At 56.6% G+C, this 24,194-nt stretch carries 24 protein-coding genes and 1 pseudogene; 13 read left to right on the forward strand and 12 right to left on the reverse strand.

Features of this window, described 5'->3' with window-relative positions; genetic code table 11:
- Positions 1–10: 10 nt before the first annotated feature.
- Entirely contained in the window at positions 11–838 is an 828-nt protein-coding gene (locus MDG893_RS06205; protein ID WP_007152883.1) for a fructosamine kinase family protein, read from the reverse strand.
- Positions 839–873: 35 nt separating this feature from the next.
- Between MDG893_RS06205 and MDG893_RS06210 the strand changes: the two genes are divergently transcribed.
- From MDG893_RS06210 to MDG893_RS06245, 8 genes are all read left to right on the forward strand, one after another.
- Entirely contained in the window at positions 874–1,293 is a 420-nt protein-coding gene (locus MDG893_RS06210) for a YkvA family protein (RefSeq protein WP_007152884.1), read from the forward strand.
- A 64-nt stretch (positions 1,294–1,357) separates the two neighbouring features.
- The gene (gene pomA, locus MDG893_RS06215) at positions 1,358–2,134 is read left to right on the forward strand and encodes a flagellar motor protein PomA (RefSeq protein WP_007152885.1); all 777 of its coding nucleotides are present in this window, start codon (positions 1,358–1,360) and stop codon (positions 2,132–2,134) included.
- Between the two features lie 2 nt (positions 2,135–2,136).
- The gene (locus tag MDG893_RS06220; protein WP_007152886.1) at positions 2,137–3,054 is read left to right on the forward strand and encodes a MotB family protein; all 918 of its coding nucleotides are present in this window, start codon (positions 2,137–2,139) and stop codon (positions 3,052–3,054) included.
- Between the two features lie 223 nt (positions 3,055–3,277).
- Positions 3,278–4,486 carry an ammonium transporter gene (locus tag MDG893_RS06225; protein WP_007152887.1) on the forward strand — a complete coding sequence of 403 codons (1,209 nt, stop codon included), beginning with the start codon at positions 3,278–3,280 and terminating at the stop codon, positions 4,484–4,486.
- Positions 4,487–4,699: 213 nt separating this feature from the next.
- The gene (locus MDG893_RS06230) at positions 4,700–6,133 is read left to right on the forward strand and encodes a circularly permuted type 2 ATP-grasp protein (RefSeq protein ID WP_157132785.1); all 1,434 of its coding nucleotides are present in this window, start codon (positions 4,700–4,702) and stop codon (positions 6,131–6,133) included.
- Complete coding sequence (locus tag MDG893_RS06235) at positions 6,127–7,065, forward strand: alpha-E domain-containing protein (protein ID WP_007152889.1); 939 nt, start codon at positions 6,127–6,129, stop codon at positions 7,063–7,065. The genes MDG893_RS06230 and MDG893_RS06235 overlap by 7 nt, the downstream gene beginning before the upstream one ends.
- On the forward strand, positions 7,062–7,847 hold the full coding sequence (locus MDG893_RS06240; protein WP_007152890.1) for a transglutaminase family protein: 786 nt from the start codon (positions 7,062–7,064) through the stop codon (positions 7,845–7,847). The genes MDG893_RS06235 and MDG893_RS06240 overlap by 4 nt, the downstream gene beginning before the upstream one ends.
- A 92-nt stretch (positions 7,848–7,939) precedes the next feature.
- Positions 7,940–8,665, forward strand: coding sequence for a proteasome-type protease (locus MDG893_RS06245; RefSeq protein WP_007152891.1), 726 nt, complete (start codon positions 7,940–7,942; stop codon positions 8,663–8,665).
- 1 nt (position 8,666) lies between these two features.
- Here MDG893_RS06245 and MDG893_RS06250 read toward each other — a convergent pair whose 3' ends face one another.
- From MDG893_RS06250 to MDG893_RS06260, 3 genes are read right to left on the reverse strand one after another with little or no spacing between them, the layout of a single operon-like run.
- Complete coding sequence (locus tag MDG893_RS06250) at positions 8,667–9,767, reverse strand: lipocalin-like domain-containing protein (protein WP_007152892.1); 1,101 nt, start codon at positions 9,765–9,767, stop codon at positions 8,667–8,669.
- Complete coding sequence (locus MDG893_RS06255; protein WP_040474354.1) at positions 9,764–12,031, reverse strand: ABC transporter permease; 2,268 nt, start codon at positions 12,029–12,031, stop codon at positions 9,764–9,766. Before MDG893_RS06255 ends, MDG893_RS06250 begins: the two co-directional genes overlap by 4 nt.
- Before the next feature lie 3 nt (positions 12,032–12,034).
- Entirely contained in the window at positions 12,035–12,697 is a 663-nt protein-coding gene (locus MDG893_RS06260; RefSeq protein ID WP_040474355.1) for an ABC transporter ATP-binding protein, read from the reverse strand.
- 240 nt (positions 12,698–12,937) lie between these two features.
- Between MDG893_RS06260 and MDG893_RS06265 the strand changes: the two genes are divergently transcribed.
- From MDG893_RS06265 to MDG893_RS06275, 3 genes are all read left to right on the forward strand, one after another.
- Positions 12,938–14,017 (forward strand): GGDEF domain-containing protein, encoded by a 1,080-nt coding sequence (locus tag MDG893_RS06265; RefSeq protein ID WP_007152895.1) that lies wholly within the window; start codon positions 12,938–12,940, stop codon positions 14,015–14,017.
- 70 nt (positions 14,018–14,087) lie between these two features.
- Positions 14,088–15,356 carry a sensor histidine kinase gene (locus tag MDG893_RS06270; RefSeq protein ID WP_007152896.1) on the forward strand — a complete coding sequence of 423 codons (1,269 nt, stop codon included), beginning with the start codon at positions 14,088–14,090 and terminating at the stop codon, positions 15,354–15,356.
- Complete coding sequence (locus MDG893_RS06275) at positions 15,353–15,889, forward strand: response regulator transcription factor (RefSeq protein ID WP_007152897.1); 537 nt, start codon at positions 15,353–15,355, stop codon at positions 15,887–15,889. Before MDG893_RS06270 ends, MDG893_RS06275 begins: the two co-directional genes overlap by 4 nt.
- A 27-nt stretch (positions 15,890–15,916) precedes the next feature.
- Here the strand turns inward: MDG893_RS06275 and MDG893_RS06280 are convergent, their stop codons facing one another.
- Positions 15,917–16,576 carry an energy-coupling factor ABC transporter permease gene (locus tag MDG893_RS06280; protein ID WP_007152898.1) on the reverse strand — a complete coding sequence of 220 codons (660 nt, stop codon included), beginning with the start codon at positions 16,574–16,576 and terminating at the stop codon, positions 15,917–15,919.
- A 39-nt stretch (positions 16,577–16,615) separates the two neighbouring features.
- Between MDG893_RS06280 and MDG893_RS06285 the strand changes: the two genes are divergently transcribed.
- Entirely contained in the window at positions 16,616–16,816 is a 201-nt protein-coding gene (locus MDG893_RS06285) for a DUF2938 family protein (RefSeq protein WP_050776472.1), read from the forward strand.
- Positions 16,817–16,865: 49 nt separating this feature from the next.
- Here the strand turns inward: MDG893_RS06285 and MDG893_RS06290 are convergent, their stop codons facing one another.
- The 3 genes from MDG893_RS06290 to MDG893_RS21170 form a co-directional block, all read right to left on the reverse strand.
- Positions 16,866–17,147: a type II toxin-antitoxin system RelE/ParE family toxin gene (locus tag MDG893_RS06290; protein ID WP_007152899.1), complete on the reverse strand. Its 282-nt coding sequence runs from the start codon at positions 17,145–17,147 to the stop codon at positions 16,866–16,868.
- Positions 17,144–17,416, reverse strand: coding sequence for a CopG family ribbon-helix-helix protein (locus tag MDG893_RS06295; protein WP_007152900.1), 273 nt, complete (start codon positions 17,414–17,416; stop codon positions 17,144–17,146). The genes MDG893_RS06290 and MDG893_RS06295 overlap by 4 nt, the downstream gene beginning before the upstream one ends.
- A 157-nt stretch (positions 17,417–17,573) precedes the next feature.
- On the reverse strand, positions 17,574–18,128 hold the full coding sequence (locus tag MDG893_RS21170) for a hypothetical protein (protein ID WP_244264395.1): 555 nt from the start codon (positions 18,126–18,128) through the stop codon (positions 17,574–17,576).
- Positions 18,129–18,246: 118 nt separating this feature from the next.
- Between MDG893_RS21170 and MDG893_RS06305 the strand changes: the two are divergent.
- A pseudogene (locus tag MDG893_RS06305) lies at positions 18,247–19,386 on the forward strand (IS110 family RNA-guided transposase).
- A gap of 585 nt (positions 19,387–19,971) precedes the next feature.
- Here MDG893_RS06305 and MDG893_RS06310 read toward each other — a convergent pair.
- The 4 genes from MDG893_RS06310 to MDG893_RS06325 all read right to left on the reverse strand — a co-directional run bounded on the left by MDG893_RS06310 (position 19,972) and on the right by MDG893_RS06325 (position 24,170).
- On the reverse strand, positions 19,972–21,555 hold the full coding sequence (locus tag MDG893_RS06310) for a transposase (protein ID WP_007152904.1): 1,584 nt from the start codon (positions 21,553–21,555) through the stop codon (positions 19,972–19,974).
- 81 nt (positions 21,556–21,636) lie between these two features.
- The gene (locus MDG893_RS06315; RefSeq protein ID WP_157132780.1) at positions 21,637–22,293 is read right to left on the reverse strand and encodes a hypothetical protein; all 657 of its coding nucleotides are present in this window, start codon (positions 22,291–22,293) and stop codon (positions 21,637–21,639) included.
- 85 nt (positions 22,294–22,378) lie between these two features.
- Positions 22,379–23,287: a hypothetical protein gene (locus MDG893_RS06320; protein ID WP_007152906.1), complete on the reverse strand. Its 909-nt coding sequence runs from the start codon at positions 23,285–23,287 to the stop codon at positions 22,379–22,381.
- Between the two features lie 121 nt (positions 23,288–23,408).
- The gene (locus MDG893_RS06325) at positions 23,409–24,170 is read right to left on the reverse strand and encodes a hypothetical protein (protein ID WP_050776473.1); all 762 of its coding nucleotides are present in this window, start codon (positions 24,168–24,170) and stop codon (positions 23,409–23,411) included.
- Positions 24,171–24,194 lie beyond the last annotated feature (24 nt).

Raw genomic sequence — 24,194 nt, forward strand, 5'->3', positions numbered from 1 at the left:
CCCGCTGCCTTTACAGTGAGGAAATCACCTCAAGATTGTGGCGACAGGCGTCCAGGTAGGAAGCCCCAAAAAGATTGTAGTGATTGAGCGTGTGGTACAGGTTGTAAACGGCTCGCTTGGTCTCGTAGACATCCGTTCTGGGATAGGCACGGTCATAAGCACGATAAAAAGCCGAGGAAAAGCCACCAAACAGCTCCGTCATGGCAATGTCCGCTTCCCGGTCACCGTAATAAACGGCGGGATCAATCAACCATGGCCCGGCGCTGTCGAACAGGACATTACCGGACCATAAGTCACCGTGGAGCAGGCTTGGGTGTTCGCAATGCTCATTCAGAAACCGGGCCAGCTCGTCGCCCTGGTGATTAAGCACCGTTTCAAACTCTTTCCGGACATGGGCATTGCCGATCATGCCGACCTGCACACCCAGCCGATCTCTCAGGAAAAACGCGCCCCAATTATCCGTCAGGCGATTTTTCTGTGGTGACAACCCAATCATGTTATCGGCGTCGAACCCGTACTCGGGCTGACGTACCGAATGCATTTGCGCCAAGCCCTCGCCAAGCGCGGCCATGGCTTCCTCGCTCGCCGGGACAGGATGGATCTTCGGAATCACCAGCTCGCGAGCTGATACGGCTTTCACCTCAGGCACGCGCAATCCGCAGACACCGGCCGTCTTGAGAAGGTCTGCCAAAACCTCGAGACCTCGCGCTTCGCACAACAGTGCATCGGGAAAGGACGAGGGATTCTGTTTCACGAAGTCAGTCATACCACCAGTATAACCATGATCGGAAATCGTCTCGCAAACACCCTTGGCTTTGTCACGGGCTTCATGGATCATGGAGCTGCAAGGCCATCCCACACAGGAATAGCCCGATGACCGGTTTTAACAAGCGCACGGCAAACGAACAGTTGAATCAAGAGGCTGACAAGGTTCACCGCAGAGATGTGGGCGCCCTGCTCGACCGCCAGCAAGCCATCGAGGACAAAGTCAGGAACAGTGGCAAACTGAGCCGCTTCAGTACTGACATCCGGCTGATGTTTTCCATGCTGAGAGACCACTGGCAAGGCAACTATCGGGAAGTACCCTGGAAAAGCATTGCGGCAATAGCCGGAGCCCTTGTTTACGTGCTCAACCCCCTGGATTTGATTCCGGACCTGATACTGGGGTTCGGCCTGCTGGACGACGCCGGTGTGGTGGCCGCGTGCCTGGCCATGGTGGAATCAGACCTGCTTCGTTACGCGGCGTGGAAAGATCTTAAAACAGAAACACAAACGCTTACGGATAGCGATTGATTCGATTGTGGACTACCGTTAATCTTCGAAAGCCCTCTGAATTACAAAACCCTATGGAGCTATTGTGGATTTTGCCACCCTGATCGGCCTTGTTGGGGCCATCCTGCTTATTGCTTCCGCCGTCATCCTTGGCGTGTCGCCGGATGTCTTTATCAATCCCCCCTCTATACTGATCGTGGTCGGTGGCACCATGCTTGTTGTGCTGGCGAAATTCAGCTTCAGCCAGTTTTTCAGCGCCTTCAAAGTGGCCGCGCGGGCGTTCAAATTCCGCTTGCCAGACACCCGTGAAAGCATCGATGAACTGATTGAGGTGGCCAATGTTGCCCGCAAGCAAGGTGTGCTGGGCCTGGAAGAGCGTGAAGTGGGCTCGCCCTTTCTCGGCCAGGGGATACAGATGTTGGTCGATGGTCAGAATGCCGAAACCATCAAACACCTGTTGTCCAAAGAGCGTTTGCTGACGCTGGATCACAATCGGTCTGGCGCAAAAGTCTTTACGGCAATGGCCGACGTGGCCCCTGCCATGGGCATGATCGGCACACTCATCGGGCTGGTGCAGATGCTGTCCAATATGGAAGACCCGAAATCCATCGGCCCTGCCATGGCAGTTGCCCTGCTAACCACACTCTACGGCGCCATGATCGCCACCATGATCGCCACCCCCATCGCGGACAAACTCTCGCTGCGAATGACCGAGGAAGCACGCCTGCAATCGCTTTATATCGATGCGCTGGTTGCTATCAAGGAAGGCACCAATCCACGGATTATCGAACAGATGCTGTCGAGTTACCTGACGCCGAAAGAACGTGAGAAAACCTCAGAAGCCGAGACTGCAGGCGCTTAGTCATGGACGAATTGCCAGAAGAGGAAAAAGCGGGCATCCCCGCCTGGGTAGTGACATTCGCGGACCTGATGTCGCTACTGATGTGCTTTTTCGTTCTTCTGTTGTCATTCTCCGAGATCGACGCACAAAAGTTCAAACAGATCGCCGGCGAACTGTCGAAAGCCTTTGGCGTGCAGCGCGAGGTGCCCGTTCTTGAAGTACCCATGGGCACCAGCCCGATATTCGATAAATTTTCTCCGGCACCGCCCGAGCCCACCGTCGTCAACGAAGTCAAACAGACAACCACCGACGAACAGCCGGAACTGGAAACCCTGAAAAGCCCGACGGATGTGGCTGTGGAATCCGCCATTCAGGACGAACTTCAGAAGACCCTGGAGCAGGTTCGATCGGTTCTTGAGACAGCCATCGAAGATGGCCGGGTAAATCTTACCCAGGATCATCATAGAATCATTGTTCGGGTTGAGGAAAAAGGCGCCTTTCCTTCCGGTTCGGCGGACCTGACCTGGGAGTTTGAAGGTCTGTTGCTGGAAATGGCCGACATACTGGTAGAGATCCCCGGCAAGCTGACCATCGAAGGCCACACCGACGATGTTCCCATCCGCACGCAGCGGTTCTACAGCAACTGGGACCTGTCCGCCGCGCGGGCAGCAGCGGTTGCCAACGCACTCCTCGCCGAAGGTAAACTGAAGCCTTCCCGGCTGGCAGTCACCGGTCTTGCGTATACCGAGCCACGAGTCCCAAACACCTCGTCAGAGAATCGGGCCAAAAATCGCCGAGTGGAAATTATTATCGATCTATCCGGGCCAATTGAGGAACAGGAAATGCGGTTAAGGGAACTCATGAACCCCAACGCCGATGTATCCGCGGCTCCGGATATCCGCAGTTCCGACGACTCCAGCCAGGACGAACTACAGTGGTAGGCGGCCAGATTGGTGCATTTACCCCGCAAATGCACCATTAAAGAGCGTAAACACTCCGCATCTGACTCAATCTCGCCCAACTTCAGAGCGGAGAATCTCCTAATTAGCTCTCCGCTCTAAATTTGCCTCAAAATGGAACACTCCTTGCTTGGTGTGCACGCTATCAATGCACAACCCGCCCGTGACCGGTGGATAAAACCATAAAATCAGGAGCAACCAACCCGTGGATATCACGAGTGCAGTACACACCCTGACCGAAAGCGCTAACACACTGTTCATTCTGATCGGTGCCATCATGGTACTGGCCATGCATGCTGGCTTCGCCTTCCTGGAAGTCGGCACCGTGCGCCACAAGAACCAGGTGAACGCCCTGGTGAAAATCATGACCGACTTCGGCATCTCTGCCGTGGCCTATTTTTTCATTGGCTACTACATCGCCTACGGCAGCCACTTTATGGCCGGCGCGTCAGAGCTGACCGCCGCCAATGGCTATGACCTGGTGAAGTTCTTCTTCCTGATGACCTTCGCCGCCGCCATTCCCGCCATTGTTTCCGGCGGTATTGCCGAGCGTGCGAAGTTCTATCCCATGCTCATCGCCTCGGGGCTGATCGTGGCGTTTGTATACCCCTTCTTCGAGGGCATGATCTGGAACGGCAACTACGGTTTCCAGGCCTGGCTGGAGAGCCAGTTTGGTGCAGCCTTCCACGACTTCGCCGGCTCAGTGGTGGTGCACGCCGTGGGCGGATGGATCGCCCTGGCCGCCGTGCTCCTGCTCGGCGCCCGTAACGGCCGCTACCGCAATGGCCGTGTGGTGGCCTTTGCCCCCTCCAATATTCCGTTCCTGGCGCTGGGCGCGTGGATTCTCACCGTCGGCTGGTTCGGCTTTAACGTAATGTCCGCGCAGACCCTGGACGGCATCAGTGGCCTGGTGGCGGTGAACAGCCTGATGGCCATGGTGGGCGGCGTTCTGGTGGCCATGCTGGTGGGCCGCAAAGACCCGGGCTTTATCCACAACGGACCGCTCGCCGGCCTGGTGGCGGTGTGCGCCGGTTCGGACCTGATGCACCCCGTCGGTGCGCTGATTACCGGTGGCATCGCCGGCGCCATCTTCGTATACATGTTTGAGTGGGCCCAGGACAAGATCGAGCGCCTGGACGATGTATTGGGTGTATGGCCCCTGCACGGTGTGTGCGGCGTATGGGGTGCCATTGCCGCCGGCATCTTTGGCCAGGACGCCTTCGGGGGCCTGGGCGGCGTCAGCCTGATGTCGCAGATCATCGGCGCCGTTGCCGGTGTTGTGGTGGCCTTTGTTGGCGGCCTGATCGTCTACGGTATCGTCAGCGCCATCTCCGGGCTGCGCCTCACGGACGAAGAGGAATTCAACGGTGCAGATGTCAGCATCCACCGCATCGGCGCTACCTCCGTGGAATAACCCTTGCCCGCCAGCCGCCTTTCCTGGCGGCTGGCAATGCTTTTTATTGACACTTCCTTTCACCTGGCCTTTGCTTAAATAACCCGTTCCGGTGATAAACCCACGGTTTGTCGCCAGAGTGGCCTGCCTTTTGCTATTCCGTTACATCATGGAATGGCTGGATATCGACCGTCCACATCCGGTGGACGGCGTGTTCAGGAGAGGGTCATGGTTATGTTGATACAAACCCCGCCCGAGGGTATCTACGACGAACTGTTCGACCAGAATAATCGGGTACGGCCCAGTTGCAGGATGCTGGAAGACTGGCTGATCAGGTCCGACGAAGCTCTGTTAGCCGAGAAGCGCCGCGAGGCAGACGTGCTGTTCCAACGCCTGGGCATCACCTTTAACGTCTATGGCGAAGACCAGGGGGCCGAACGGCTTATCCCGTTTGACCTGATTCCACGAGTGATCTCTGCCAGCGACTGGCAACGCCTGCAGGCCGGCTTGCGCCAGCGGGTGCACGCATTGAATCGCTTCCTGTTCGATATCTATCACGAGTTCGAGATTATTCGCGCCGGTGTGATCAGTGCGGAGCAGGTATTCGCCAATCCGCAGTACCAGCCTGGCATGCAAAACCTCAAGCTGCCGCGAAATCTGTATTCCCATATAGCCGGCATCGATCTGATCCGTCACAACGACGGCGACTTCTACGTGCTGGAAGACAATCTCCGCTGCCCCAGCGGCGTCTCCTACATGCTGGAAAACCGGCGCATGATGATGCGACTGTTTCCGGAACTGTTCGCCAAGGCCCCGGTAGCACCGGTTGAGCACTACCCGGCTCTGCTGGGCGAAACCCTGCGCGCGGCGTCCTTGAACCCCAACCCCACCGTGGTGGTGCTCACCCCTGGGCGCTTCAACAGCGCTTACTTCGAACACGCTTTCCTGGCCCGGCAGATGGGCATCGAACTGGTCGAGGGCGCAGACCTGTTTGTACGACGCAACAAGGTCTACATGAAGACCACCATCGGCCCGCAGCAGGTGGACGTGATTTACCGGCGGGTCGACGACAACTTCCTGGATCCACTGGCTGGCAACCCGGACTCCATGCTGGGCGTTCCCGGGCTGTATGCAGCCTACCGAACCGGTAATGTAGTGCTTGCCAATGCCATGGGCACCGGCGTCGCCGACGACAAGGCCATTTATCCCTTCGTACCGGAGATGATCCGCTTCTACCTGGGCGAAGAACCGATCCTGAAAAATGTCCCTACCTGGCAGGGCCGCAAGCCAAAAGACCTCAAGTACATCCTCGACAATCTGCCAGACCTGGTGGTCAAAGAGACCCAGGGCGCTGGCGGCTACGGCATGCTGATCGGCCCCAAAGCCAGCAAAAAAGAACTGAACCATTTCCGCTCGCTGTTGCGGGCCAGGCCAGACAACTACATCGCCCAACCCACCCTGAGCCTGTCTACCTGCCCAACGTTTGTAGACGAAGGCGTGGCACCCCGACACCTCGACCTGCGACCTTTTGTGCTTTCGGGTAAGAAAGTGCAGATGGTACCCGGCGGATTGACCAGGGTGGCCCTGAAAGAAGGGTCGCTGGTGGTGAATTCATCCCAGGGCGGTGGCACCAAGGACACCTGGGTATTGGAGGGCGAGGAATGCTGAGCCGAGCTGCATCAAGTCTGTTCTGGATGGCGCGGTATCTTGAGCGGGCGGAAACCCAGGCCCGCCTGCTGGACGTCAGCCTCACCATGGCGTTGATCGACGTTCCCGAAGACCGCGAGGAACAGTTATCCGTACCATTGCTGGTGACCGGTAGCCGTGAAATTTTTCATGAGCTCTACCCGGAAATTACCCCCCAGAACCTGATTGATTTCATGCTTCTGGATGACCGCCACCCCGCCAGTGTGTTCAGTGTCATCCGCAGCGCCCGGGACAACGCCCTGCACGTGCGGGGCAATCTTTCCGCAGATGTCTGGGAGAGTATTAACCTGGCCTGGATGGAGCTGAAGGAACTACGCCATAAAGGGGTGACCGAATCCACCGCCAGCCGGGTGTTTGACTGGACCCGCGAACGCTCAAACGTGTTTCGCGGTGCGGCCTATGGCACCCTGCTGCGTAATGACGCCTTCCATTTCCTGCTCTTGGGTACGTTTATAGAGCGGGCAGATGCCACCGCTCGCGTGCTGAACATCCGCCACCACATGGCCACCAAATCCCTGGAAGGGCACCCCACCCAGTCGTTCTTCGAATGGACGGCGCTGCTGCACTCGTTGGCCGCCTTTGAAGCCTACCAGAACACTTACGGCCACAATATCGAGCCAATGAATGTGGCCGAACTGCTGATTCTCAAGCCGGATGTTCCCCGTTCGCTCCACGCCTGCCTGGAGGAAATCGCGGATCTTCTGGAGCAGATCGAAAGCGGCGAGGCCCGCCGAGCCCGGCGCCTGGCCACAAGCCTGTATGCCAACATCCGCTACGGCGACCGTGAGTACATTGCCGAACGCGGCCTGAATGAGTATCTGACCGATTTCCTGCAACGCATCCAGCGCATCGCCGGTCAGATCCAGAAAGACTACATGGGGTGGAAACAATGAAGCTGAATATTCGCCATGACACCACCTATACCTACGACGAGCCCATGCACAAAGGCATCCAGTATCTGCGCCTGACACCCCGAAACACACCGCAGCAGAAGATACTGGAATGGAATCTGAGCGCCCCCGGCGAAACCAGCCAGATGACGGACGGCTTCGGCAACATTGTCACCGTGATGACCATGGACAAAGCCGCCAGGGAAATCACCCTGACGGCGGAGGGCGTGGTTGACCTTACCGGCAAACCGCTGACCAAAGACGACTCACCGTTTCCGCCCGAGGTGTTCCTGCGCCACACCCCATTAACCGACGCCGACAAGGCCATCAGGACCTTTGCCAGCCAGTTCTCCGCCAACAAGCGCAGCCTGGTGCGAATGATGAACCGCATCCTTGAGCATATCGAATTCACGCCCGGCGTCACTACCGTGACTCACACCGCCGCCGAGGCCTTCCAGCAGAAGGCGGGAGTGTGTCAGGACCATACCCATGTATTCATCTCCTGCTGCCGCCACATTGGGGTGCCGGTACGGTATGTCAGTGGTTACATCCACACGTTCAGCGACGACCACCTGGCCACCCACGCCTGGGCCGAGGCCTGGCTGGGCCATAACTGGCATACCTTTGATGTGGTGAATCTGCTGAATGTTGCTGAAAGCCACATCAAACTGGCAACCGGGCTGGATTACCGGGATGCGGCACCGGTGCGAGGTGTTCGCAGCGGCGGCGGCATGGAGCACCTGCATACCCGCGCCTGGGTCACCATGGCCGGGGAAAGCCAGTAACAAAAAGCTGTGCAAATTCCACACGCCGCCCCATGCTTTCTGAACAGAAACGGTTAAACTGAGCGCATCCAGTATGACCCGAGGGTAGCCCCATGACCTATTGTGTGGCGATGCGCCTGGCCGACGGCCTGGTTTTCGCATCCGACTCCCGCACCAACGCGGGCTTTGACCAGATTTCGACTTTCCGAAAGATGCATGTCTTTGAACAGCCGGGAGAGCGGGCACTGGTGATTTTATCGGCGGGCAACCTGGCCACCAGCCAAAGCGTGATCAGCCTGCTGGAAAAACGCGCCGGCTCAGAAGACCCCAATGTGTTCTCCACCGCATCCATGTTCGAGACGGCAGAGGTGGTGGGCAGAACCATCCGCGAAGTTATTCACCGCGACAACCCCGAAGGTAAGGTGAATCATGTGGACTTCAGCTGCTCACTGATACTGGGCGGCCAGATCCGGGGCAAAGAGGCACGCCTGTTCAACATATACCCCGAAGGCAACTTCATCGAAGCCACCGAAGAAACGCCTTATTTTCAGATCGGTGAGTCCAAATACGGCAAGCCAATCCTCGACCGCGTGGTGAACTATCAATCCTCACTGGACAGAGCCTACCAGTGCGCTCTGGTTTCCTTCGATTCCACCATGAAGAGCAACCTGTCGGTGGGCATGCCCCTGGATGTTGTCATCTACCGCAACAATGAATTGAAACCCTGCTTCGTCGACCGGGTGGACGAACACAACGATTACTTCCACCAACTCCGCCAGCAGTGGCATCGGGGTATTCAGGAACTGATCGGCGGTCTCCAGCCGCCGGTCATTCGCTAGATCAGTTACCGTAACCGGTCAATTCCATATACCCCACACCCTCGTGGGAACCTGTCACCGTCACCGGGCTTTCCCAATACGGGTAGAGCCCGGCATTCCAGTAGTCGCCAGGCGGCGCGGCAATCTGCACATCCACGCTATGCTGTGGCATCGTCAAACGCCATTTTACGGGAACCCTGCCCTGCGGCGACATTTGCCAGTTGAGCGGGCTCAGGCTGATGTCGTTCCCGTTCAACGTTTCAACTTCGCCTTCAGCGTTTATCCAACTGCCAGACACGAACGCGCCCTGGTCTTCCCGCAAGCGAAACGCCATCAGTTTATGGCCATCGTCCAGATGCAGGGCGAACCAGTCCCAGCCCTGTTGGCCAGCTTTCAGGAACTGGCTGCTCCACTCGCGATCAAACCAGCCCTTGCCGGAAACGGCCAGGGTTTCATCGCCAAGGGTCACCGTACCCTCAATGCGCAGATCCACCAGGCTGAAATACATCGATCCCTCGCCACTGGCGGATTTGGCACTGAAGCCGTTCTGTCCATGGGGCACCGGTTTACCGATGTTGCTCAGACGCAGGTTGTAGCGCCAGTCACCGCCCTCTACCTGTAAATACCAACTTCCGGAATCCGGTTTCGAAACCAGCTGCCAGTCATCCAGCCATACCTGCAATGGGTCCGCTTTAGCCCCGGCATGCCCCACGTCACCCCGAGCGAGCTTCTCTTCAAACCAGTGTTCACCCCCGAACGACACGGCGGCGTGTGCCATCCACGCCGCGTCCAGTGGCCAGCCACTGGCCTCTGGTGGTTCTGCATTGGCGGGTCGCGGTTTCAACGCCTGACGGAACTGGGTCCACTGTAGCCCCAGCGGCTTACCGTCTCGGGTTTCCAGGTTAGCGGTCAGGTACCACCATTCAATACGGTGTTGCGGATGGGGCCCCCAGTCCTCGGGGAAGGCCAGGGTGTCGCCTGGCTCCGGCTGCTGGAATTGCGATTGCTCCACCTCGCCGGTCTGCTGCGCAAGCCCCGCGAAGCCGGTGTCATTGCCCGGGTCTGTGCAGCCTGCAAGGACGACAGCAAGTATGCCGGCAGAAACGCCGGTTGGGATTTTCATGGCTCCACCTGTTTAATGCTGTCCGTGTGGCCAAGCTGCAGGCGCATCAAATAAGCGATTATCAGGCCTGTTGCCACCGCCATCACCCCCAATTCAAACCAGAATAACGGATACAGCTCCATCGGCAATGACCAGCCAAAAGCCAGCGGGTTGATGCGACTGACCAGCACCCAGGTAAGCCACACGCCCAGAGGTAATGCAGCGATGGTCACCGTCAGCGTCAATGCCACTGACAGGCGCCGGAGTTGGCGCCTGATCATCGAAGCAGGCAGTCCCCAAACGCCCAGCAGCTGGAAATATTTCACCCGGGTGGTGAAAAAGACCCACCCCATAATCAGCAGGGCCATCGCCGCCAGCAGCAGGGTCAGCAGGCTGATGGCGCGGGTAAGCAGGAATGTCTGACTGAATACCTTCGACGCCAGGGCGCGGATGCTGTCGTTGTCCCTGATGGTCAGTTCCGACGTCTGCCAGGTGTCCGACAGGCGCCTGCGAATGTCGGCCATCGCCACGCTGCCGGGCGTCACTGAAAAGCTTTGGAAATGGGCCTTGAATGCCGCCGGCAGCGCAGAACCAGCCATCAAAATTTCCCCCGCAGGTCGCCCGTAGTCGGCGTAGATAGCCACCACTTCTGCACTGCGATTGGTATCCGCCAGGCGGATGTCGAGCGTGTCGCCCACCTCAAGCCGGTAGCGCCGGGCCAACTGCTCATTGATCATTACGCTATCGGATTCGAGCCTTAGCCATGGCTTCTCAACACTTTCCAACAGGGTCCATGTTTTCACCAGATGACTGATTGGCAGCAGGGCGAACAGGTCCACCTCGACACGCTCATCACCAAGGCCGAGATGGCTGCCGTCGTTCGCCATCGCAACGCTTGCCCGGCCACGAATCACCCGATGCCAAGGCCCGATGCCATCCAGGTTCTGCAATTGTGCGGCGGTCGAGTCGGCGTCAGCACCGGTTGGCACCTCGACATAGAATTCCGCTGCCAGGCGCTGGGCCAGCCAGGTTTCGAAGGTGCCCTCAAAGGTCGTCACCAACGCCTGCACCGCCAGCACCATGGCCATGGCAAATTGCAGCGCCACCACCGGCAACGCCAGGTGCCGAAACATCACCGCCAGTTCCCGTTGCCGCCAACGGGCAAGCGGGTCGTCTCTTCGTGAGCCTGTGCGATTGGAAAGTCGTCGGGCGAGCAGCGCCAACCATCCAGGCGTCAGCCAACCGGCGCCCGCAAACACCATCGCCGTCGCGACAAAAACCCAGGACAGGTCTGCGGCCAAGGCAACACCCACCATCCCGACCAGAAACATTAGGAAGGCGATTGTTCTCCCTCGGCCCTGGCCAGCCATCGCCCGCCAACGCGCTGGGACCACCCAGTCCACCAGACAGACCGCCAGCACCAGAAAAACCACGATGGCGGCAGCCCTCCAGGGCAGTGCCCCTTCGGTGCCGGCATAGACAGTCACGTCAAAAAGACTGTCGAGGGCCTGGCCGAAACCGCTACCCAGCATTCCGGCAAGCCTTGCCCCCAGCCATAATCCCGGTACAACACAAATACCGGTCAGTACCAACAGCTCCAGTGCCAGCCACTGCGTTATCCGTTGACGGGGAACTCCGAATCGATGCAACAGGGAAAAGCTGCCGTGCCGTTGAGCAACCCCCAATCGATGTACACTGCGCACCAGAAGGCCCGTAATCAGAAGCACCAGAAGGCTCAGGGCGTCCAGATTCAGCAGGAAACTGTCTGCCAGTTCACCGGTGGAAGGACCCATGGAAAACTCACCCAAGGTATAGCCCGTTGGTAAGTCCCTGTTCCCATCCCGCGCCAGCAGGTATAGCTGGCTGCTGTATCCTTCTCTCGAAAGCTCTGCGGCCTCGCTGATATCGAGGAAAGGCGCGCCCTCCAATGAGTCGGCACCGCCGCCGGGGACAGCGTCACCGAAACACCCCATCGCCAGCGGGTCGATGCCGATCACCCGCCCTTCCGGCGGCGGCCGTTGCACCTCCAGCCAGGGCGCCACACACACGCCGGCCACTCGCAAGGCCGCGAAGTCATCAACGCCCACCGGTCGCCCATCTGCACGAATCACATGAGCACGAGCCGCCACCGCATCCTCACTCTGGAACAGACTATGACGAGCCTGGTCGGTCAGTACCGTTACCCCGGTCCACAGCATGGTTGCCAGCACAATCATCAACGCCAAAGCCAACAGCTGAATGGGGTGGCGGCGGTAATGGCTGACGAAGGCGCGCGCGAGCATCATTGGTCAACCAGTGGTGCTGAGATCTAGAACATGGTCGCAGCGGAAAGCCAGTTCCCTGTCGTGGGTAGCGAGCACCAGTGCACAACCGGTTTGCTGCTGTACCGTGAACAGGCAGTCAGCCACCTCATCCGCGGTGTGGCGGTCAAGGCTGCCGGTGGGCTCGTCCGCCAGAATCAACGCTGGAGCCATGGCGAACACCATGGCCAATGCCGCTCGCTGGGCCTGGCCACCCGACACCTGATCCGGGTATCGGTCAGCTTCGGCCCCCATACCTAGGCGCTCCAGCCACCCACGCTCGCCGCCAGCAGCACGACCGGCCAAATGGGTGCGCAGACGTACGTTGTCCAGCAGCGAGAGCGCGGGCATCAGATTGACGTCCTGGAACACCACGCCGATGGTGCGCCGGCGGAGTTCGGCCCAGCGCATTTCGGTGCCTGCGCCAGCAACAAAAGACTCGCCCGCGACGGTAATGCGTCCGTCATCCAGCCCGTTCAGGCCACACAACAGGTTTAACAGAGTGCTCTTGCCGGAGCCTGATCGCCCTACAACCGCCAGGGATTTCCCGGAACAAACCGACAGGGACAGATCCGTCAGCACGGGCACCCGCTGGTGACCGCTGATATAACCTTTGCTTAACCCTTCAACGGCTAATACCGGGCTTGCCATCATGCGCTCCGCTGGACAGTGTCTTTAGGTACTATACAGCCCGAATGTCCTTATGGACCCATGCCAGAACGTTGTGAATTTCGCTTTCGAGACAGAAATACTACGACTTTAGTCTTAATTACCCTCACTTTTTTGTTGAAAATCTGATCTAATTCGCTCCTCTTTACTTGTGCTTACATTGCCTACACATTCTTACCAGCCGGATACATTGAGTTACCGGGCCACCGCAGACATCGCCCCATGGATAGCTACAAAGAACCATTGAAAGCCCTGGCGCGCCCTTATCGCAAGGCGGTATTAAAGGCATTACTGTTTCTCACCGTGTTGGGGGGATCACTCTTTGCCGTGCTTAACCTGCACAAGGGCAGTTACGCGTTGGCCATTGTTGAGTTGGTAATGACGGCCTATGCCATTCTGGTTTTCAGAGCGATACGCGACACCCGACATCTGGAGCGATGGATCATTGCCTACGCCATCCCGTTCTTCACCGCCATGATGTTCGCCATGACTATCCCCAGGGCTTCCGCCACCGTACATGCCTGGGTACTGCTGATCCCGATCATCTCGCACCTGCTAATGGGCCGCAGGCTGGGATTGGCTGTATCGGTGTTCTACATGAGTATCGCCGGCATTATTTTTCTGCTCAGGCATCACAACGAACCGACCCTGATGCAAGCGCTGCCCATCGCCAACATCGCCGTCATCTCTCTGTGCATCCTGGTATTCTCCCACGTCTATGAAGTGACTCGGGAACAGTCACAGCGCCAGCTGCTCAAGATCGCCCAGACCGACACCCTCACCGGGCTTGCCAACCGGGCCAGGCTCAGTGACATCTTCGAACGGGAGCAACAGCGCGCCCGACGCTATAACACGCCGATGACCCTTCTCGCGCTGGACCTGGATCATTTCAAAGAGGTCAACGACCGCTATGGTCACGATACCGGCGATCTGACCCTGCAACACGTTGCCCGCATTTTCCGGGAATGCCTGCGCGCAACAGATCTGCCGGCACGCCTGGGAGGGGAAGAGTTTGGCATACTGCTCACCAATACCAATGGCCAACAAGGCCTGGAGGTAGCCGAGAAGATCCGTATTGCGGTTGCCTCAACCCCGTTGACCGTCAACAACGACGTTATCCGCCTCACCCTCAGTGGGGGCGTAGCGGAATTCGGGCCAGACGGCGATACTCTGCGCCAGTTGGTCAGAGAAGCCGACAAGCGCCTTTACGAAGCAAAGGACCGGGGCCGCAACCTGATCATCCCGGCGGAAGCAACGGCCAGCCTTCTGGAACCGCTGGAGTCAGACACTCAGCGCGCATGAGACAGTATGCCGCATCCGACTGTCGACATTCCCGCAGTAGCACCGTCGAAAACCCGCTAGAATGCATGCCATGGAATGGCTGACTCACTCACAAACCGGTTTTCAACAGGCGGCGCGCTACCTTCTCACCATGCGCCTGGCCATCGTGGTCATTCAACTGGTCGCCGTTGCCATCGCCGATACCGTGGTCACCCTGGCTCACCGGCCGGAAGCCCTGTTGATATGCCTGCTCTATACCGTACTGGCCACCCTTGGCTGGCTCTGGTTTACCCGCCGGCCTCCCCGCTTGACGGTTACGGTCAGCGTTGGTCTCGCCCTTGACCTCTTTCTGATCAGCGCCTGGCTGTTCCTCACCGGTGGCTACACCAACCCGCTTGTCTCGCTGCTGCTGCTTCCCATTGCCGTTGCGATCATCCTGGTGCCCCTGCGCGAAAGCATTGCTCTGACGGTCATTGGTTTTGCCTTCTACACCGCCATGGTGCTCTGGCACACGCCGCTTACCCACGAAAATCACAACGCCGACCTGACCCAACTGCACCTGATGGGCATGTGGGTCACTTTTGCCATCACGGCCACCATGCTGTTGCTGGTAGTGGGCTCGCTGGCCCGACGGTTGCGCCAGAAACAGGTACAACTGGCTGAGTTCCGGGAAAACAGACTCCGGGATGAACAGGTGATTGCCCTGGGCCTATCGGCTGCGGCAGTGGCGCATCGGCTAGGCACTCCGCTGAACACCATGGCCCTGCTGGTGGATGAAATGAAGTCCGTGCACACAGACCCTTCGCTTGTGGACGATCTCGGACTGATGGAGAAGCAACTGGGCCTTTGCAGCAACCACCTGCACCAACTGTCCACCGCCGCCATGCAGGCCAAGGCCGCGCAGCAGGAAATCCTTCCGCTGCACTTCTGGATGATGCGGCTGCGGGAGTCAGCCACGCTGTTGTGGCCGGCGTCGCCCATCCACTGGCTGGCGCCATTCCCCGATCAGCCCGTCGCCGTGGATGCAACCCTGGACCAGGCCATACTGAACCTTCTGGCCAACGCCCTGACGGCCAGCCCTTCCTGGGTGGCCGTCAGCGCAGGAGACAGCGACGAAGGACGGATCGCGATCGTGGTCGAGGACCATGGCAAGGGCCTGGAACTCTCGCTACAAAACACCGCCGGCGATGGCGTCGTGGACTCCGAACATGGCCTGGGCGTAGGGCTATTTCTCTCCAACGCCACCATCCAGCGCCACGGCGGCACCCTTAAAGCCAGAGCCGACCGCACGGGCACCACCATGATCATCGACCTGCCACAAGCACAAGCCCATACCCCGGACGGTAAGGAGGCAGAATGAACGGCCAGCCGACCTGGTTGCTGATCGATGATGACGAAGCCTTCGTGCAGGTGCTCCAGCGTTCCCTGAAACGCCAGAACATCGAGGCCAAGTGTGCCCTCACCCGTATGGAGGCCATAGCAGCACTGGAATCACAGGCCTTTCACCGCTGCGTGCTGGACCTCAACCTGGCCGGCGACAGCGGCCTGCAATTGCTGCCGGAGTTACTGGCCCTTCAACCCGAACTGGAGGTGCTGGTGCTGACGGGTTACGGCAGCATCGCCACCGCCGTGGAAGCCATGCGCCGGGGCGCCGTTAATTACCTGTGCAAACCGGTCACACTGAGCCAACTGACGGCCGGTTTCAGCCCACTGGACAGCCCACCGGCAACCCGTGAAGAACCCCCATCGGTGGAGGAAATGGAGTGGGAACACATCCAGCGGGTACTGAACGAGCACGACGGCAATGTGTCCTCAACAGCCCGGGCACTGAACATGCACCGGCGAACCCTGCAGCGAAAACTTCAGAAGCATTCCCGCTGGCGCAACCAGTGACACTCTGAACACGCGGCCATTGGCCGTTCAGCGATAACGCCGTTGATCCAGTGTCAGTAGCCGATCCGGGTGGAACACCATCAGGCCGGTTACGAAGGCACCGTTCACGAACCCCTCCGGGATCATAAACAGCGGAAGATAGCGCAGATACTCGTGGATCAGCTCTGCGAAGGTATACACTCCGGCAGACCACAGCATCAGGCACATCACCACACCCGCCACGGCCACCGAAATACCCGCCCCGAAAAAACCGCAGAAGAAAATGTAGGCGAAGAAATTGCGAAAATCGCGTTTGCGCTCCCAGCGCATAATGCCGTGGCTGACCAGCGCGGGCACCATCACAGTCACCAAACCATTGGCCGCAAAAGCAACCAACGGCTCTCGACCGGTAATGATCGTGATCACCAGGGCGAGCAAACCCGACAAGATCGCCAGCCGCCATCCCATCATCAGGGTGATCAACGTCATGCCGAACACATGGATGGAAAGCCCCGGGGATATGCCAGCCCGCAATTGCCAGACAAACCCCAGTACCACCGCCGCTCCAAAGAACGAGTGCTGAAGGGCCTGATCACGGCGAAACTCGGCCCAATCGATCCCCCGCACCGCAGCCACCAGAATGACCAGGAATATAAGGCCTGTCACAATCAATTGGCTGGCAGAGAGCAGGTTCTCCGTCATTCCCATGGTGTGGAGCTCCTGGAACAGTGCGGGTTAAACGGCGGCATGCCTAAGACCATCGCGCATCGCGGGCAATTTCACCACGACTCTATCGCAGCATCGCCTCCCAAACGCGCTGAACACATCATAGGGTGGGCAGCTCACTACCTGATCGGGACTGCCTTCGCGGCTCTACTTATTGGTTTCTGGGGTGAGTCCTGGATTGAAAACCCAACGACTGCTCGGCTACAGAGCCTGAGCGACTAACCGCTTGAATTCGAGGTGTGTCGTGCGTATCGGGGAGTCCATTAAATTTCTATCGTTCACCTTCCAGTTCATGCCATACCCGAAGAATGATAATGGCACTCAAATGTACTGAGTAGCGGACAACGTACTTGCCGAATACCATGTCGCGGATGGAATCGGGAACCGGCGCCATTTCAACCGGTGCCCCCATCTTTGGAAAGTCTGGTAACAATTCGATTTTGCTAACCAGCTCGGCCGCTATCCTGGGAGCCGCAGAGGGATTGTGGGCTGCTATAAATTCCCTAAGGCGCTTCAAGTCTTCAATGGCTTCGTCCGTGTAAACCAGTTTCAATTACCTGACCTCGGCGCATCCTGCTCGTTTTCAGTTCCCCAGCTGTTGAGCCAGCTATGGACCTCGTTAGCATCGACCACCTTTCCTTGGGCCGCCGACTCCATTGCCTCAAGCGTTTGCTGCCAACGCTCCTGCTCACGCTGTTGCTTTTCAATGTATTCTAACAGTGCCTGGTTGATCACCCAGCCTTTGCTCCGGTGGAGCCTGCCGGCGATCGCTTCCAGGTGCTGCTCAACCTCTGCCTGAAGGCGAACTGTAGTAACACTCATGACTGTACCCTCAAATTTGGCGACTACAACGTATTACAGCATAGTCTGCGAGGGTGCAGCAAAAATTTAACGCCGTTGTTCAGCGGTGCCCTTGTAGCGCAGCTAAAAGGGCATCCGGTGGAGGGCCGTCAGGCCCGGAACGACTTGGAACAATTGGTTAGATTGAGACTATCTCTCCGGATATGGCCTCGATCTCACAACCACTTGTTTCCAGCCGAACTTGGTCTGGCTCACCAGCCCAGTTACTAATTCGCCCCACATTGAGAACGTTGAGCCCTGCATTTTCAATATGGCGAACGACTCCCGCCTCGTAGCGACACCTCAGCAACTTGTCGGATTTTTTATCACCAGTTACCGGAATTTCGGCGAAAAATAGGCAAACGTTATCAACGAACTCATTGTTGAATTTTTGGCGATCTATGTGAGCGAACCGAGGGATCATGCCATCCCCGGGGCGATGCATTAAAATACTTTGATTCCGACGAAGGCCATCCAAGCAATGAGCTTGATAGTTACCTCTTAGGCAATCTCGCAGGTGGGTCTTATGTCGGGACGCTATGTTTGCAGCTTCACCCACGTAATATGCTCGATAAAGAGACTGTTCGACGTAAACACACCAAATATAAAACCCGTTTACGGAAGCTTCCGGATGACGAATTAATGGACTGTCTCCGCGAAAACTAAACGGGCCACGAACTTCCACTGTTTCCATTCCATTCTCCAATCTAGACATTATGACTCCCCACTAGGGGCTGCCCCCACCTCGTGGGTTAGCCTCAGCCAGAGCCATACTTTACGTGTTCACATGCGTAAAATGGGGGGACAGCACCATGAAAAAACATAGCACACTGTTTATCGGCCTGGATACGCACAAAGACTCCATCGCCGTCGCTTACGCCACCGATTCCCGAACCGAACCGGTCACGTATCTCGGTGCCCTCGGCACCCAGCATTACTCCATCCGCAAGATGGTCCGGCAGTTTGAGTCCCGACACCCGGGCTGCCAGCTTCAGTTTGTGTACGAAGCCGGTCCTTGCGGTTACTGGCTCTATCGCTTGCTTTCAAGCTGGGGCTATCCCTGTTTTGTCGTGGCACCGTCACTGATCCCGAAGAAACCCGGCCAGCAGGTCAAAACCGACAAACGCGACTGCATGCAGCTGGCCCAGTTACTGCGCAACGGCGACATCGATCCCATCTATGTGCCGGAACCGGAAGACGAAGCCATCCGTGATCTCTCCCGAGCGCGGGAAACCGCCATGTGGGATCTCAAGAATGCCAAGAGCCAGCTCAAGGCGTTCCTGTTGAGGCACGATATCCGGTACACCGGCTCCGCCAACTGGTCAGCCGCACACATCCGGTGGCTCTCGGAACTGGTCATGCCGACACCGGCGCAGAACACGGTGTTCCGGGAAATGCTCTACACCATTGTGGAGCGCCACAAACGCCTGGAACGGCTCGATAATGAACTGACCTATCAGGTACGCCGCTGGCGCTTTTACCCACTAGTGAAAGCCGTGCAGGCACTTCGGGGTGTCCAACTGCTGGTGGCCACCAGCGTGGTAGCCGAACTGGGTGATCTCCAACGCTTCGACAACCCCAGGAAACTGATGGCCTATGTCGGCCTGACACCCAGCGAGCGATCCAGCGGATCCCGGCGACGACTCGGGCCACTCACCTGCGCTGGTAACAAACGCGCAAGGCGCATGCTCATTGAAGCTGCGCACGCGTATCGGTACCCGGCCAAGACTTCCAAAATTCTCCAGTTGCGGCAGGAGGATCTGCCCAAGGCCATTGTGGAGAAGGCCTGGGATGCCCAGGTCCGGCTGTGTCGGCGCTAACGATCCCTGATGCAACGTGGCAAACATCGAAACGTGGTGGTGGCCGCCATTGCCAGAGAACTGGTCGGCCACATCTGGGCGATCGCCCGGGAAGTGGTGATCGCCAAACCCGATCCAAGGTTGATGCTATGAAAAAGGTTATGGGACAGGACAGGTGCCTCAGGCCGCGGAGTGTGAAGCAACCCTCGACGCGCGTTAGGAAGCCTGGCTGAAGCCTCAGACCAGACGCTCGTTCCTAGACGGAGGACCGGCTTCACGACGGAAAAGTAAGGTGGTGAGAACCCACGGATATCAGCATTGAAACCGTCGACGATAACTGGCCTCAGCGTCTGTCCTGACCCGCCCTTAACAGCGGGAACGTAGCTCTGAAAAACGGGCCTGGACTGGTGCATGCCTGTTGACGTGGGGAGTCATATCAACGTCGTGCTCTCTTCCTCAAAGAGGAGTTTTTCAAAAAGTCCGTTGTCCATTCAATATTCCAGATGGCATCTAAAAAAAGTGCATCGCACTTTGATTGGTGGTCTTCGAACGAGGCTGTAGAAAAACCCAATTCTGAGCCGCTTCCACTCGCCTTTTCAGTTGTTCGTTTGTTCATCCGCCGTTGGCGGATGCATTCGTTTATTTGCTGGCAAATGTGGCTCAGAATCCAAGTTTCGCCGCTGTGTCACCTATAGCTCATTCAGCGGCGCCGATTGTGGGTCCTTCTGCGGTTTCCAGTCAGACTGCCAATCGCCCATAATTCGCCAGCTTCTCAATATTGTGCACCAGGCAGTATAGCTGCCATTGGCCCTGCACCTTTTTCTTACCTCGCAGACTGAACCGGTTCAGTCGTTTGTTGGTGCCGATGTTGCCGAACACCGGTTCCACCACCGACATGCGGTGGCTGTAGATCTCTTTGCCCTTTGGGCTGTCGACCCGGTGCTTCATCCAGTCTGTATAGTTGGGCAGGCGCTTGCTCTCAATGGTGAACGACACCTGTCGGCCTTTGCCTTTCCGATGGTCGGCGGCCTCCGGGTTCTGCATGCACTGATGCTTCTTCGGACAGTGTCGACACTGCAACAGACGGCCCTGGAAGTAGGCCCGGCTTTGGCCATTCTGGTCGGTGCGGGTGGCGTGGTATTTCAGGCTTTCGCCTGTCGGACAGATGCAGGTCAGGCTCACTGGATCGAACTGGAACTCATTGGCCGGGATGGTCTCTTTCCAGCCCGTGTCTGGCAGGTTCTGATGCCGCTTGCCGTATTTGTCTTTCTGGTGGTTGAACTTCGGATCCCGGCTGCGGAATTTGTTGTCCGGCACGTAGCCGTTGATCTGCCGTTCGTGCAGGTATTTCATGTTGGCTTCGTTGGCGAAGCCGGTGTCGGCGGTGATGACGGTGCCTTGTTGGTAGATACTCTCGGCAATGCCCAGTTTCTTGAATCGGGCTTCGACGGTTTCCAGTACTGGTTGTAGCGTGTGGTGTTCCTGGCCTTCGCCAAAGGCCTGCGCATCAATGATGATCTGGTGTTTCCGGTCCACCGTGGCCACGCCGTTATAGCCCTGGATCGTGCCCTTGCTGGTGGTCATCTTGGCGCTTTCGTTATCGGTGATGTTGCTCTTCACTTCCTTGCTCCGCTTCCCCCGGCCCATCCTTGGGCGGTTCGTCTTTAGGAAGCGGTTCACTTTGTTCAGGGATTCGTCCAGGGAGAGGACCGTCTTCGCCCGGCGGATGTCCCGGTCCAGTTCGGCTTCCGTTTCCGCCTCGTCCCTTTCATGGTGCTCCTTCAGGTGGTGGCGGATCAGGCGGCGTAGCTTTTTCCGTTTCTCTTCCAGCTCCTTAAAGGTGCCGGACCATTCTTTGGCTGCATTCGAGGGCATCTTGCAGCCGTCGATGGCAAAGAGTTCGTTCCCCAGTAATCCCTGTTCGTGGCACACCAGCAGGACTTGCTCGAACAGGTCTTCGATCTCGTCGGCATGGTTGCTGACGAACTTGGCCAGGGTCGTAAAATGAGGAACGGTATCGCACGACAGCGCCTTGAAGGTGATGTTGGTCTCGCAGCACCACTGCATCTCACGACTGGTCTTGATGCCCTTGGAATAGGCGAACAGGATGATCTTCAGCAGGATGGCGGGATCGTAGGCCAGTCGGCCGGTGTCTTCGTTGCGGTACTTGGGGTAGAAGATCGACAGGTCCAGCTTGTGCTCGATCAGGTAGTGCACCGCGTGTTCAAAGGTGCCGGGCTGAAGCTGGTTCTGATAGTTGATCACGACCATGGCGTCCTGGTCGTAGTTGTAGGGCCTGAAACGGGGTTTGGCTTTGGGCATCTGACGACTCCTTGTCCGTTTGCCCGATCCTAGCAAAACTGGGGCGGAATTCAGACTTTTTCTACAGCCTCAACGCCGCATTCAGCGGCTTGTCCGCTGCAATGCTTGGTTATGCTCATCCACCCCGATTAGCATCTTGTACTCAGACTCAATACTTCTTCTCGCAGCATCCATTTTCGGTTTTAAATCATTGACCCAAGCGCCGTAGAGTGCGTTTAATTTATCGTCTATTGATTCGCTAGATTCGGAAAAAATTCTTAATTTATTCAAGCTTTCCCAGACACTGGTTATAAATGTGTAAACCGACGACTGAGAATCATCAGAAAGGAAAAGCTTCTTTCGCTCAAAATCTTTAAAGTACTCATCAATAGACTCAGCAGCTATTTTCAGCCTCTCTGTTTCTGGTGGTTTGTCACGACCAATTTCATCCGGCTGTATCGCCCACCTGCAATTGAGCCATGTGTCAGCCAACAAACTATAGTTTTCGATTAGAGCCTTAAATCTTTCGTCATTAATCGCATTTAGACGTTCTTCAACCAATTTTGTTTGAGAAGCCAAGGCTGCTTTTGTCACCTCAAGGCTTTCTTGTAGCCTTGATTTTTCGCGTTCAAGCTCTCTTTCAATGCTGGCTCTTTCGTTTTGAAGGATGCGTTTTGACCACAGCCCGCCCAACCAACGCGACAATCCAACTACAACGACGGTCACTCCGCCGAAGACTGCAAGAATTTCTGTAATCAAACTACTCTCCATTTATATTTCATGCATGACGCTGAACGAAGCCGCGCGTCCCACGCGTCTGCCTTCCGCAATTGGTTTATGCTCTTCATCTTTCCACAGGAAAAATAGGGTTTATGCTTAACTTACCGGGAATTGGTGCTAAGGACTCAATGTCTATCAAATAGTCTTCAAGTTTCTGAGCTTCTACAGCTCCCGCTGCTTCTATTTCATCCGCATCCGGGTCAAACGGTATCGGATTGTTTTTCATAAATTCTTTGCAAACAAAATTATGATATCTCGCAGCCCATTCATATTTTGCTCTTACATCAGGCAGTCCGCTATATTTCTCCAGCCCTTCAGTGACCGTTCTCTTGTGGCCTTCAAATACTTCAAAGAATATTCCACCATCTGGAAAAGCGATAAATGCATTCGCTAAGTAATCTATAAAAATGGAGCCGTCAGGATCCTGTAAAAGTTCACGACTTTGCGGCGATTTCATTGGATCACGGTAAAAACCCAAATGATGACGTAGAGCTTGGACGGCTGAGTGTGATAGCGAAATTTTTGGGGCGCCACCACTACTATCTTGCTTCACCGCTTCAATCAAAGCGTCGCCGAAAACAATCTCTTCGTCCATGTAGTGACTGCCGAAAGCAATTCCTCCACGAACTAGAAAACCCTCCATGGTAAGAGCCACTTGGAACTCAGAAAAGACGCTAAAAATGTGTCCAAGCTCTACCTCACCGAAGCTGACATTAATATCTTTTGCCGGGTAACCAACAACAATGTTGTCGGTAAAGACCTTGATTGAAAACCGATGTGCGCCATTCCACCCTTTTGATCTCTCTCTTACACGATCATAAGCCCGCGTGAGCGCAACGCGTATTTTGTTGAGGAACGAGTTGCCCTGACCTGACTTTATTGCATCTCTGCTGAGCTGCGAATAGCCCAAAATATCGACGTGGCAGACGAAAGAGGGAATCAACTTAGGTGGGGTACTTGGATAAAGCTCCATGGCCTTCCTCTCTTTCTAGTGCATAACGCTGAGCTTAGCGGCGGCCTTGTAATGAAGGCGAAGCCGCAATGAAAAGGGCGTCCGGCGGCCATCGGCCGCGAACTACAGCGACTGGTTATGATCACTCAACACCGATTTGATCAAGGGCTTCGAGCATATATTCAATATCTTCACGCATGCGCTCAGTGACCGTTAAATCCGAGTAGTACTGCTTTCCTTGGAAGCGAATAATTGCCTCTTCGGAAGATACAATGTCCTCCGCCAGGGCTCTGTACTCTTCTTTGTTGAGATTGAGATATGCGGTCTCCCATACGCTGCCGCCGTAGTGATCTTGCCTAAACTTTATTTTTGGGGACTGAAAGGGAACTCCGTCGGTTACAACTTTAAAACTCTTCGCGAAAAGCCATGAATCACCGTAGTAGTGAAACTTTAGGAATGCCGTTGCGCTTTCAGGACGGAGGGTACCGACCACTGCCAGGTGTGATGCTTGTGAATATGGGCCTGACATGTACCGAACAGGCTCAAAGCGAATGACCCCTTCTACCTTGTCATAATCCGTTACATGCCGGGTAATTCCCTGAAGGATCGGCTCCCGCTTCTCCGGCGGAAAGGACTCCACATATGCCTTTAGATATCCATTCCAACTATTTCCTCGGAGAAGCTTCCCATTGCTAAGTTTCATTTCTGAGGGATGATATTCGTAGTTCGCATCGTAAGAGATCTCAGCACCGTCAGTCAGAGGAACCCACTCCGGTTCAACGACTACCGGTGATGACTCTGCTTGGGGCGCACTCGTGGGGCTTGGAGTAGGAGAAATTCTGGTTGCTGCGCACCCGACTATTAATGCGGCGAGAGCGCAAATTGTTAAGGCATGAAATTTCATCGAACTCTCCATAGTGAACATAAT

Source organism: Marinobacter algicola DG893, from assembly GCF_000170835.1.
GTDB lineage: Bacteria > Pseudomonadota > Gammaproteobacteria > Pseudomonadales > Oleiphilaceae > Marinobacter > Marinobacter algicola.

Excerpts from the sequence above, each read along its gene's own strand:
- MDG893_RS06220 (WP_007152886.1), top strand. The coding sequence starts at position 2,137 with ATGGACGAATTGCCAGAAGAGGAAAAAGCGGGCATCCCCGCCTGGGTA.
- MDG893_RS06235 (WP_007152889.1), top strand. The coding sequence starts at position 6,127 with ATGCTGAGCCGAGCTGCATCAAGTCTGTTCTGGATGGCGCGGTATCTT.
- MDG893_RS06210 (WP_007152884.1), top strand. The coding sequence starts at position 874 with ATGACCGGTTTTAACAAGCGCACGGCAAACGAACAGTTGAATCAAGAG.
- MDG893_RS06275 (WP_007152897.1), top strand. The coding sequence starts at position 15,353 with ATGAACGGCCAGCCGACCTGGTTGCTGATCGATGATGACGAAGCCTTC.
- MDG893_RS21170 (WP_244264395.1), bottom strand. The coding sequence starts at position 18,128 with ATGGAAACAGTGGAAGTTCGTGGCCCGTTTAGTTTTCGCGGAGACAGT.
- MDG893_RS06245 (WP_007152891.1), top strand. The coding sequence starts at position 7,940 with ATGACCTATTGTGTGGCGATGCGCCTGGCCGACGGCCTGGTTTTCGCA.
- MDG893_RS06285 (WP_050776472.1), top strand. The coding sequence starts at position 16,616 with ATGCCTAAGACCATCGCGCATCGCGGGCAATTTCACCACGACTCTATC.
- MDG893_RS06255 (WP_040474354.1), bottom strand. The coding sequence starts at position 12,031 with ATGATGCTCGCGCGCGCCTTCGTCAGCCATTACCGCCGCCACCCCATT.
- MDG893_RS06240 (WP_007152890.1), top strand. The coding sequence starts at position 7,062 with ATGAAGCTGAATATTCGCCATGACACCACCTATACCTACGACGAGCCC.
- MDG893_RS06310 (WP_007152904.1), bottom strand. The coding sequence starts at position 21,555 with ATGCCCAAAGCCAAACCCCGTTTCAGGCCCTACAACTACGACCAGGAC.
- MDG893_RS06270 (WP_007152896.1), top strand. The coding sequence starts at position 14,088 with ATGGAATGGCTGACTCACTCACAAACCGGTTTTCAACAGGCGGCGCGC.
- MDG893_RS06295 (WP_007152900.1), bottom strand. The coding sequence starts at position 17,416 with ATGAGTGTTACTACAGTTCGCCTTCAGGCAGAGGTTGAGCAGCACCTG.
- MDG893_RS06260 (WP_040474355.1), bottom strand. The coding sequence starts at position 12,697 with ATGGCAAGCCCGGTATTAGCCGTTGAAGGGTTAAGCAAAGGTTATATC.
- MDG893_RS06325 (WP_050776473.1), bottom strand. The coding sequence starts at position 24,170 with ATGAAATTTCATGCCTTAACAATTTGCGCTCTCGCCGCATTAATAGTC.
- MDG893_RS06280 (WP_007152898.1), bottom strand. The coding sequence starts at position 16,576 with ATGGGAATGACGGAGAACCTGCTCTCTGCCAGCCAATTGATTGTGACA.
- MDG893_RS06320 (WP_007152906.1), bottom strand. The coding sequence starts at position 23,287 with ATGGAGCTTTATCCAAGTACCCCACCTAAGTTGATTCCCTCTTTCGTC.
- MDG893_RS06265 (WP_007152895.1), top strand. The coding sequence starts at position 12,938 with ATGGATAGCTACAAAGAACCATTGAAAGCCCTGGCGCGCCCTTATCGC.
- MDG893_RS06230 (WP_157132785.1), top strand. The coding sequence starts at position 4,700 with ATGTTGATACAAACCCCGCCCGAGGGTATCTACGACGAACTGTTCGAC.
- MDG893_RS06205 (WP_007152883.1), bottom strand. The coding sequence starts at position 838 with ATGATCCATGAAGCCCGTGACAAAGCCAAGGGTGTTTGCGAGACGATT.
- MDG893_RS06250 (WP_007152892.1), bottom strand. The coding sequence starts at position 9,767 with ATGAAAATCCCAACCGGCGTTTCTGCCGGCATACTTGCTGTCGTCCTT.